Genomic DNA, 7,656 nt, shown 5'->3' with positions numbered 1-7,656 from the left:
CGACCTCGAAGGCGAGATGCACCGGTCGCGACAGTGCGATGGCGTGGAGGCCGTACGCCAAGCCGGCCAGCTGCAATGCAACGATGACGCCTATGTCGCGCCGGAGGATCAGGACCGGCTTTTTCGGATCGGCAACGACAGCGGTGAGCACCGGCCCCAGGACCACGTCGACGGACATCAGGATGAGGAAAAGGCCCAGACCGCCTGCGATCGCCGCGTAGGGCGCCGGGTACCAGACCGTGAAGACGACGACCGCTGCCGCGATCCCGGTCGCGAAGCTGGCGGCGAGGTGCAGGCCGGCGAGCCTGATTCGCTTGGATCTCAAAAAGGCAGACTCCATCTGTCGCTACTCAACGATGAAAAAGGCCGCATCTCTCGATGCGGCCTTTGCGTTCCAAGCAAGTCGACTTGGAAGCCCAAGCATTAGATCCTGGGCAACTCCACTCGCCTTACGGGTAAGTACCGCGGCAGGACGACGGAAGGTACTTCGACAGAATAGTCGTGCCGGCACCCGAGTCACCGCACTTCCAACCTTCGACCGTCTTGCCGCCATCGGTACCAGCAGCGACCGCGGTTCCCGAGATCATCGGGATCAGCGTCAGAGTGTTGGTACCCGCCGTCAGGGCCGACAGGTTCGTCTGATTGCCAACGACGGTGATCCGGCCGTTTGCATCTGAGGCACCGGAAGTCACGAACTTCGTCGGTGCGATGGTGCAGGCCGTGGTCAGTGTCGTGCCAAGGTTGGTGACGTTCGAGTTCTGGATCGTCTCGGTGATCCCGGTGCGGCACGAAGAAGCCGCGAGCACGATTTCCGAAACCTTCGCCCGGACCGTGTAGTCCTGATAGGCCGGCAGCGCAACCGCGGCCAGGATGCCGATGATCGCAACCACGATCATCAACTCGATGAGGGTGAAACCCTTCTGGATAGAACGCTTCATGGAAATGCTCCTGTTGGAACTGGGGGGTGGAAAGACCCCTTCTTCATTGCAGGGCCCGTGCCACGCCAAACCGACCGAAAACCGTGAAGTCCATCCACCAAGCTGACACATACGGTCACCGGCCGGGCCGGTCGCAGCCCGCATCGGGTCGGCGTTGACACATTCCGTCACGAGCAGCGGCGGGGAGCTGCCGCTCGTCGTCTCTAGGCGCAGGCCCGCGCCGGGCTGTCGGCCAGCGTCATGATCTCTCCGGCCTCGAGAGCGCGGATCCGGTGCGGGGAGCCGAGGCGGCCGATCTCGGCCATCACCACGTCCATCTCCCCGGGCTTGATGTGCGTGATGTGGACGTCGACACTGCCCTTCAGGTGCTGCAGTTCGTGGCCCAGCGCGGACGGGCAGAGGTGTCGGCTGATGCGGGCGAGCTGACGCTCGTCGTCGCGAAAGGCCGTCTCGATCACCAGGTGCGCCACGTTCATGTGCTCGAGGCGCTGCCAGAGCGCCGGGTTCGGCCCGGTGTCGCCGGTGTAGACCCACCAGCCCGCGGCGCCGGCGTCGACGGCGAAGCCCACTGCCGGCACGGTGTGCGCTGCGGAGAGCACTTCGATGCGCTTGCCGGCAAGGTCGAGGACGTCGCCGACGGCGATCGGGACGAGCGTCAGCATCGGGTGCTCGGCGCTCGGCAGGCGCGTGAAGTCGGGCCAGATCACGCCGTTGAAGATGTGCGTGCGCAGCGCGGCCAGGGTCTCGGGCAGGGCATGGACACGAATCGGGCCACGTTCGGGCAGCCGCTCGCGCATGACGCTGTCGGCAAGCAGGCCGATCGCGAGCACATGGTCGAGATGCGAATGGCTGATCAGGATGTGGTCGATCCGGGCCAGCGCCTCCAGCGGCAGATCGCCCACGCCGGTGCCGGCGTCGAACAGGACGTCGTCATCGAGGAGAAACGAGGTGGTCCTGCATCCGGCGGCGATCGAGCCGGAGCAACCGAGTACCTGGACGATCATGGCGTGGGGTGGGCGGGCGGCGTGGCGCCAGGGGTGTCCGGGCGGGAAAGGGTAGCGATGTTCGGGTGCGAAGCGCCGCTGCACAAGCGGCCAATGTCGCGTTTGAGGCAAGCGGCGCGCCCCGCGACGGCGCCTCGGATCAGGGTGTGAAATCCGTCACGCTTCGTCGCCCCCCGGGACATGCCCGGGCCAGCCCATCAGGCGGATCAGGCCGCCTGGACGAACTGCATCTGCGTGCCGGCGAGCTCGATCACGTCGCCGTTCTTCAGGCTCACGGTCTCGCCGGCGAGCGGGGTGCTGTTGACCGTCGGCCGGGCCGCCCCTTCGACGTGGGCGAGGACGTAGCCGGTGGGGCGCTTGGTGATCGAGGCGACCTGCACGCCGGGCTTGCCGACCGTCGTCACCACCTTGGTCAGCACGACCTCGCGACCGGCCGCGGCGCCGTTCATGACGCGGATCGTGGCCGGGCCGGTGTTGCCCGAGGCACTGCCGGCCAGGCCGCCGAAGCCCGAGGCGCGGCTCGGCGCCGCGTAGCCAGACTGGGCCGCACCGGGCGACATCGCGCCGGGCTTCATGATCATCGTCTTCTCGTAGTCGGTACCGTCCTCGACCATGAACTTGATCTTGTACTTGCCGACCTCGACCGTGTCGTTGTGGGCCAGCAGCTGCTTCTTGACGGCCTTGCCGTTGATGTAGGTGCCGTTGGTGCTGTTGAGGTCTTCGATGAAGACGTCGGAACCCACCATCTGCAGGACGGCGTGCTCGCCGCTGACGGCGAGGTTGTCGATCACGATGTCGTTGTAAGGGCGGCGGCCGAGCGTCGTCTTGTCCTTCGTGATCTGGACTTCCTTGATCACGACACCGTCGAGCGAAACCACCAATTTGCCCATGCTTCAGACCTCGAGTCTCTTGTCTTGTACCGCGTCGCCGCGTTCGAAGCCGGGCCGCCGGCAACCGCTCAGCGGCGAAACGGCCACCAGGATCGCGCGGCCCCGCCCGGGCCCCTTACCCGGACGAGTACGACGGAGATATTATCCTTTCCGCCTGCCTCGTTCGCCGCGTCGATGAGGCCTGCGGCGGCTTCCGGCAGTAATTCGCAACTCTGCAACAGCTGGCCGATGGCGGCGTCCTCGAGCATGTCGGAGAGCCCGTCCGAGCACATCAGGTAGATGTCGCCCGGCAGCACGTCGTGCAGGTGGGTTTCCAGGAGCACGGTGTCCTCGACGCCGACGGCCCGCGTCACCAGGTTCTTGTTCGACGAGAACGCCGCCTGCTCCGCGGTGATGAGGCCGGAGTCGATCTGCTCTTGCAACAGCGAGTGGTCGTGCGTGATCTGCAACAGGCGACCGGCGCGAAAGCGGTAGCAGCGCGAATCGCCGACGTGGCCCAGCAGGAGCCGGTTCTCGCGGAACACCGCCACCACCAGCGTCGTGCCCATGCCCGCGTACTGCGGGTTCGAGTTCGAGGCATTGAAGATCGCCCGGTTGGCGTTGTCGACGCAGATGTCCATGGCCCGGCGCACGTCGGTGTCGGTCGCCGACTCGGAGGCTTCGGCGAGCCAGCGGCCGAGCTCGGCCTTGATAAACGAGGTGCACATGCCGCTCGCCACCTCGCCGGCGTTGTAGCCGCCCATGCCGTCCGCGAGGACAGCCAGGGCCGTGGCCTCGTCGACGGCGACCGAATCCTCGTTGTTGTTGCGCGCCCGTCCGGTGTCCGAAGCGCAGTGGAACTCGAGCGTCATCATCGGCACGGCAGTGGCGCGGGGGAGGGACGAGCTCGGATTGTGCCCCGCCTTTCAGCCGGTCCCGGAGCGATCCGCCAGCGCTGCCGCACGCGCCCGCCGCTGCCGGCCGAGCAGAACGCCGACCCCGAGCACCAGCAGCGCGCCGGTGATGCCGGCAGCGTACTTGACGGCCTCATTCACCGGCAGCCACGGCGCGACCGCCGGGTCGGTGACCGCCATCGTCCCGGCGATCCAGCCGAGCAGCATGCCGCCCACGGTGATGATGATCGGAAACCGGTCCATGAGCTTGAGCGCCAGTTGGCTGCCCCAGACGATGATGGGAATGCTGACGAGCAGGCCGAAGATCACGAGCGGCATCTTGTGCTCGCCGCCGGCGCTTTCGGCGGCACCGGCGATGGCGATCACGTTGTCCACGCTCATCACCAGGTCGGCGATGATGACGGTCTTGACGGCGCCCCAGAGCTTGTCGCTGCCCTTGATGTCGGCATGGGCGTCGCCCTCGGCCGGCAGCAGCAGCTTGACGCCGATCCACAGCAGCAAGGCCGCGCCGACCAGCTTCAGGTACGGGATGGCCAGCAGGGTCAGCGCGAAGAAGATGAGCACGACGCGCAGGACGATCGCGCCGGCCGTGCCCCAGAGAATGCCCTTGGTGCGCTGCGCCGGCGGCAGCTGCCGGCAGGCCAGCGCGATGACCACCGCGTTGTCGCCCCCGAGGACGATGTCGATCAGGATGATCTGACCGACCGCCACCCAGAACTCGGGCGTCATGAGCTCCGCCATGTGGCCCTCCTACGCTGCCGGCACTAGAGCAGGCCCTTCATCAACCGGCCCATCTCGGACGGGTTCCGGGTGACGGTGAAGCCGCTTTCCTCCATCACGGCGAGCTTGGCGTCGGCGGTGTCGGCACCGCCCGAGATCAGGGCGCCGGCATGGCCCATGCGCTTGCCCGGCGGCGCCGTGACGCCGGCGATGAAGCCGACGATGGGCTTCTTCATGTGCTCCTTGCACCAGCGCGCGGCCTCAGCCTCGTCGGAGCCGCCGATCTCGCCGATCATGACCACTGCATCGGTGCCCGGGTCATCGTTGAACAGGCGCATGACGTCGATGTGCTTGAGTCCGTTGATGGGGTCGCCCCCGATGCCGACCGCGCTCGACTGGCCGAGCCCCACCTCGGTGAGCTGAGCCACGGCCTCGTAGGTGAGCGTGCCGGAGCGGCTGACCACCCCGACCCGGCCTCTGCAGTGGATGTGGCCGGGCATGATGCCGATCTTGATCTCGTCGGGCGTGATGAGCCCAGGGCAGTTCGGCCCGAGCAGGAGCGTCTTCTTGGCGCCGGCCGCCTCGCGCGCCCGCATCCGGCTGCGCACCTCGAGCATGTCGCGCACCGGGATGCCTTCGGTGATGCAGATCGCCAGGTCGAGCTCGGCCTCGACGGCTTCCCAGATCGCCGCCGCCGCGCCCGCCGGCGGCACGTAGATCACGCTCACTGTCGCGCCCGTGTCCTTCGCCGCCTCGCGGACGGTGGCGAAGATCGGGATGCCCTCGAAATCCTCGCCGGCCTTCTTCGGGTTCACGCCGGCGACGAAGCAGGCCTTGCCGTTGGCGTAGTCGCGGCACATCCGGGTGTGGAACTGCCCCGTCTTGCCGGTGATGCCCTGCGTGATGACGCGGGTGTTTCTGTCGATCAGGATGCTCATGTGTCTCGCGTCGGCTACTTCAGCGCCGCCATGACCTTCTGCGCCGCCTCGGCCATGGAATCGGCGCTGATGATCGGCAGGCCCGATGCGGCCAGCAACCTCTTGCCCTGCTCCTCGTTGGTGCCCTTCATCCGGACGACCAGCGGGACATTGAGGTTCACCGCCTTGCAGGCGGCGATGACGCCTTCGGCGATCGTGTCGCAGCGCATGATGCCGCCGAAGATGTTGACGAGGATCGCCTTCACCTTCGAGTTGGATAGCATGATCTTGAAAGCCTCGGTCACCTTCTCCGCCGTCGCGCCGCCGCCGACATCGAGGAAGTTCGCCGGCGAGCCGCCAAAGAGCTTGATCGTGTCCATCGTCGCCATGGCCAAGCCGGCGCCGTTGACGAGGCAGCCGATGTTGCCGTCGAGCTGGATGTAGGCGAGGTCGAACTTGCTCGCCTCGACCTCGGCCGGGTCTTCTTCGTCGAGGTCGCGGTAGGCGGCGATCTCGGAGTGGCGAAACATCGCGTTGGAGTCGAAGTTGAACTTCGCGTCGAGCGCCTTGACCTTCGGCGCGGCGCCGTTCTTGCTTCCTTCGAGGATCAGCGGGTTGATCTCGGCCAGGGTCGCGTCGGTCTCCATGTAGCAGGTGTACAGCTTCCTGAGGAACGCCACCGCGTCGGCCCGCGACTCGGCCGGGATGCCGATGCCGCCGGCCAGCTCCAGGGCCGTGCTTTCGGTGATGCCCTCGAGCGGGTCGATGAACACCTTGACGATCTTCTCGGGGCTGTCGTGGGCCACCTTCTCGATGTCCATGCCGCCCTCGCTCGAGCCCATCATCGCCACCTTCTGCGTGGCCCGGTCGGTGAGCACGGCGACGTAGTACTCCTTCTTGATGTCCGCGCCTTCCTCGATGAAGAGGCGACGGACCTTCTGACCCTGTGGCCCGGTTTGCGGCGTGACGAGCTGCATGCCGAGGATCTCGCCGGCCAGCCGGCTCACCTCGTCGAGCGAGCGGGCGAGCTTGACGCCGCCGCCCTTGCCGCGCCCGCCGGCGTGGATCTGGGCCTTCACGACCCAGACCGACCCGCCGAGACGCTGGGCTGCTTCGCTGGCCTCGCGAACGCTGAAGGCAGGGTATCCGCGCGGGACGGGGATGCCGAAGCGGGCGAGGAGTTCCTTGCCCTGGTACTCGTGGATCTTCATCGGGAAATGGCTGTCTTCAGATGACCGCGGACGGCCGTCACCCGGCGCGAGGCCGGAGAATGTAGCACGCGGTAATCGGCGCCGATCGGCGGCCGCGATGCCGCACTGACGGGCTCAGTCCGCCGCCTGGCGATCCGGGTCGGCCGCCCTCGATCCCTCGCGCAGCTGGCGCATCAGGCGGTGAACGACGTCGGGTGAGAAGCCCCGGCCGGCGAGAAAGCGCGACTGGGCAGCGCGTTCGGCAGCGTCGCACGGCGGGAACGCGAAGCGACGCTCGCGGACGGCCGCGGCGCGGGCAAGCTCGGTCGCCTCGAGAGCGCGGGCCTGCTCGATGGGCAGGGCGACTCCGTGCTGGGCCAGCTCGCTGCGGATGCGCAGGTTGCCGAAGCGGTTTTCGCGGGCATGCACCCTGGCATCGACGAAGCGTTCGTCGCAGAGGAATCGGTTCGCCTCCAGCCAGTCGAGCAGGGCCTCGACCTCAGATTCGCCGCCGGCCGCCGTCGAAACGTCTTCGCTGGCGTCGCCGGCCGCGACGCGCTGCGCATGGCGCATGAGCTTGCGCTTCAGCTCCAGGCGGCTCTGGTCGCGCTGAGCCAGGAGCTGCAGCGCCCGCGACTTGAGCGAGCGCTGCGCCTTCGCCCCGGCCGCCAACGCTAGTCCTTGACGACCTTGAGCTTGGCCGGCGCTTCTTCGGCGGCCCCGGGCAGGAGCGGGATGCCCATGGCCTGGCGGACCTTGTTCTCGATCTCGACCGCGAGGTCCGGGTTCTCCTTCAGGAACTCGCGCGCGTTGTCCTTGCCCTGGCCGCTCTTCTCGCCGTTGTAGGCGTACCAGGAGCCGCTCTTCTCGAGGATCTTGGCCTCGACGCCCATGTCGATGACCTCGCCCTCGCGGCTGATGCCCTGGCCGTAGAGGATGTCGAACTCGGCAGTCTTGAAGGGGGGCGAGACCTTGTTCTTGACGACCTTGACCTTGGTCTCGTTGCCGATGACCTCCTCGCCCTTCTTGATCGAGCCGATGCGGCGGATGTCGAGCCGGACCGAGGCGTAGAACTTGAGCGCATTGCCGCCGGTGGTGGTTTCC

The 7,656-nt window shown here is 67.2% G+C and carries 9 protein-coding genes and 1 pseudogene; all 10 read right to left on the bottom strand.

What is annotated here, in order from left to right; translation table 11 throughout:
- Window positions 1–325, bottom strand: a pseudogene (locus tag AC30N0_RS14090) (TfpX/TfpZ family type IV pilin accessory protein); the annotation flags it as partial.
- Window positions 326–449: 124 nt separating this feature from the next.
- Window positions 450–938, bottom strand: coding sequence for a pilin (locus tag AC30N0_RS14085; protein ID WP_489518535.1), 489 nt, complete (start codon window positions 936–938; stop codon window positions 450–452).
- A 203-nt stretch (window positions 939–1,141) separates the two neighbouring features.
- Complete coding sequence (locus AC30N0_RS14080; RefSeq protein ID WP_489518534.1) at window positions 1,142–1,942, bottom strand: MBL fold metallo-hydrolase; 801 nt, start codon at window positions 1,940–1,942, stop codon at window positions 1,142–1,144.
- Between the two features lie 206 nt (window positions 1,943–2,148).
- Window positions 2,149–2,832 (bottom strand): FHA domain-containing protein, encoded by a 684-nt coding sequence (locus AC30N0_RS14075; protein WP_489518533.1) that lies wholly within the window; start codon window positions 2,830–2,832, stop codon window positions 2,149–2,151.
- A gap of 68 nt (window positions 2,833–2,900) precedes the next feature.
- Complete coding sequence (locus tag AC30N0_RS14070) at window positions 2,901–3,683, bottom strand: Stp1/IreP family PP2C-type Ser/Thr phosphatase (RefSeq protein ID WP_489518536.1); 783 nt, start codon at window positions 3,681–3,683, stop codon at window positions 2,901–2,903.
- A gap of 54 nt (window positions 3,684–3,737) precedes the next feature.
- The gene (locus AC30N0_RS14065; protein WP_489518532.1) at window positions 3,738–4,466 is read right to left on the bottom strand and encodes a TerC family protein; all 729 of its coding nucleotides are present in this window, start codon (window positions 4,464–4,466) and stop codon (window positions 3,738–3,740) included.
- A 23-nt stretch (window positions 4,467–4,489) separates the two neighbouring features.
- Window positions 4,490–5,383: a succinate--CoA ligase subunit alpha gene (sucD, locus tag AC30N0_RS14060; protein WP_489518531.1), complete on the bottom strand. Its 894-nt coding sequence runs from the start codon at window positions 5,381–5,383 to the stop codon at window positions 4,490–4,492.
- Between the two features lie 14 nt (window positions 5,384–5,397).
- Window positions 5,398–6,573: an ADP-forming succinate--CoA ligase subunit beta gene (gene sucC / locus AC30N0_RS14055; protein ID WP_489518530.1), complete on the bottom strand. Its 1,176-nt coding sequence runs from the start codon at window positions 6,571–6,573 to the stop codon at window positions 5,398–5,400.
- A gap of 114 nt (window positions 6,574–6,687) precedes the next feature.
- Window positions 6,688–7,224, bottom strand: a complete 537-nt coding sequence (locus tag AC30N0_RS14050) for a regulatory protein RecX (RefSeq protein ID WP_489518529.1) — start codon at window positions 7,222–7,224, stop codon at window positions 6,688–6,690.
- A 2-nt stretch (window positions 7,225–7,226) separates the two neighbouring features.
- A partial coding sequence (locus AC30N0_RS14045) for a recombinase RecA family protein (RefSeq protein WP_489518528.1) occupies window positions 7,227–7,656 on the bottom strand: 430 nt, incomplete at its 5' end.

The organism is Rhizobacter sp., from assembly GCF_031412495.1.
Classification (GTDB): Bacteria; Pseudomonadota; Gammaproteobacteria; order Burkholderiales; family Burkholderiaceae_C; genus Schlegelella_A.
Note: the sequence above shows the minus strand (reverse complement) of the source record. Positions and strands in the feature narration are given on the sequence as shown.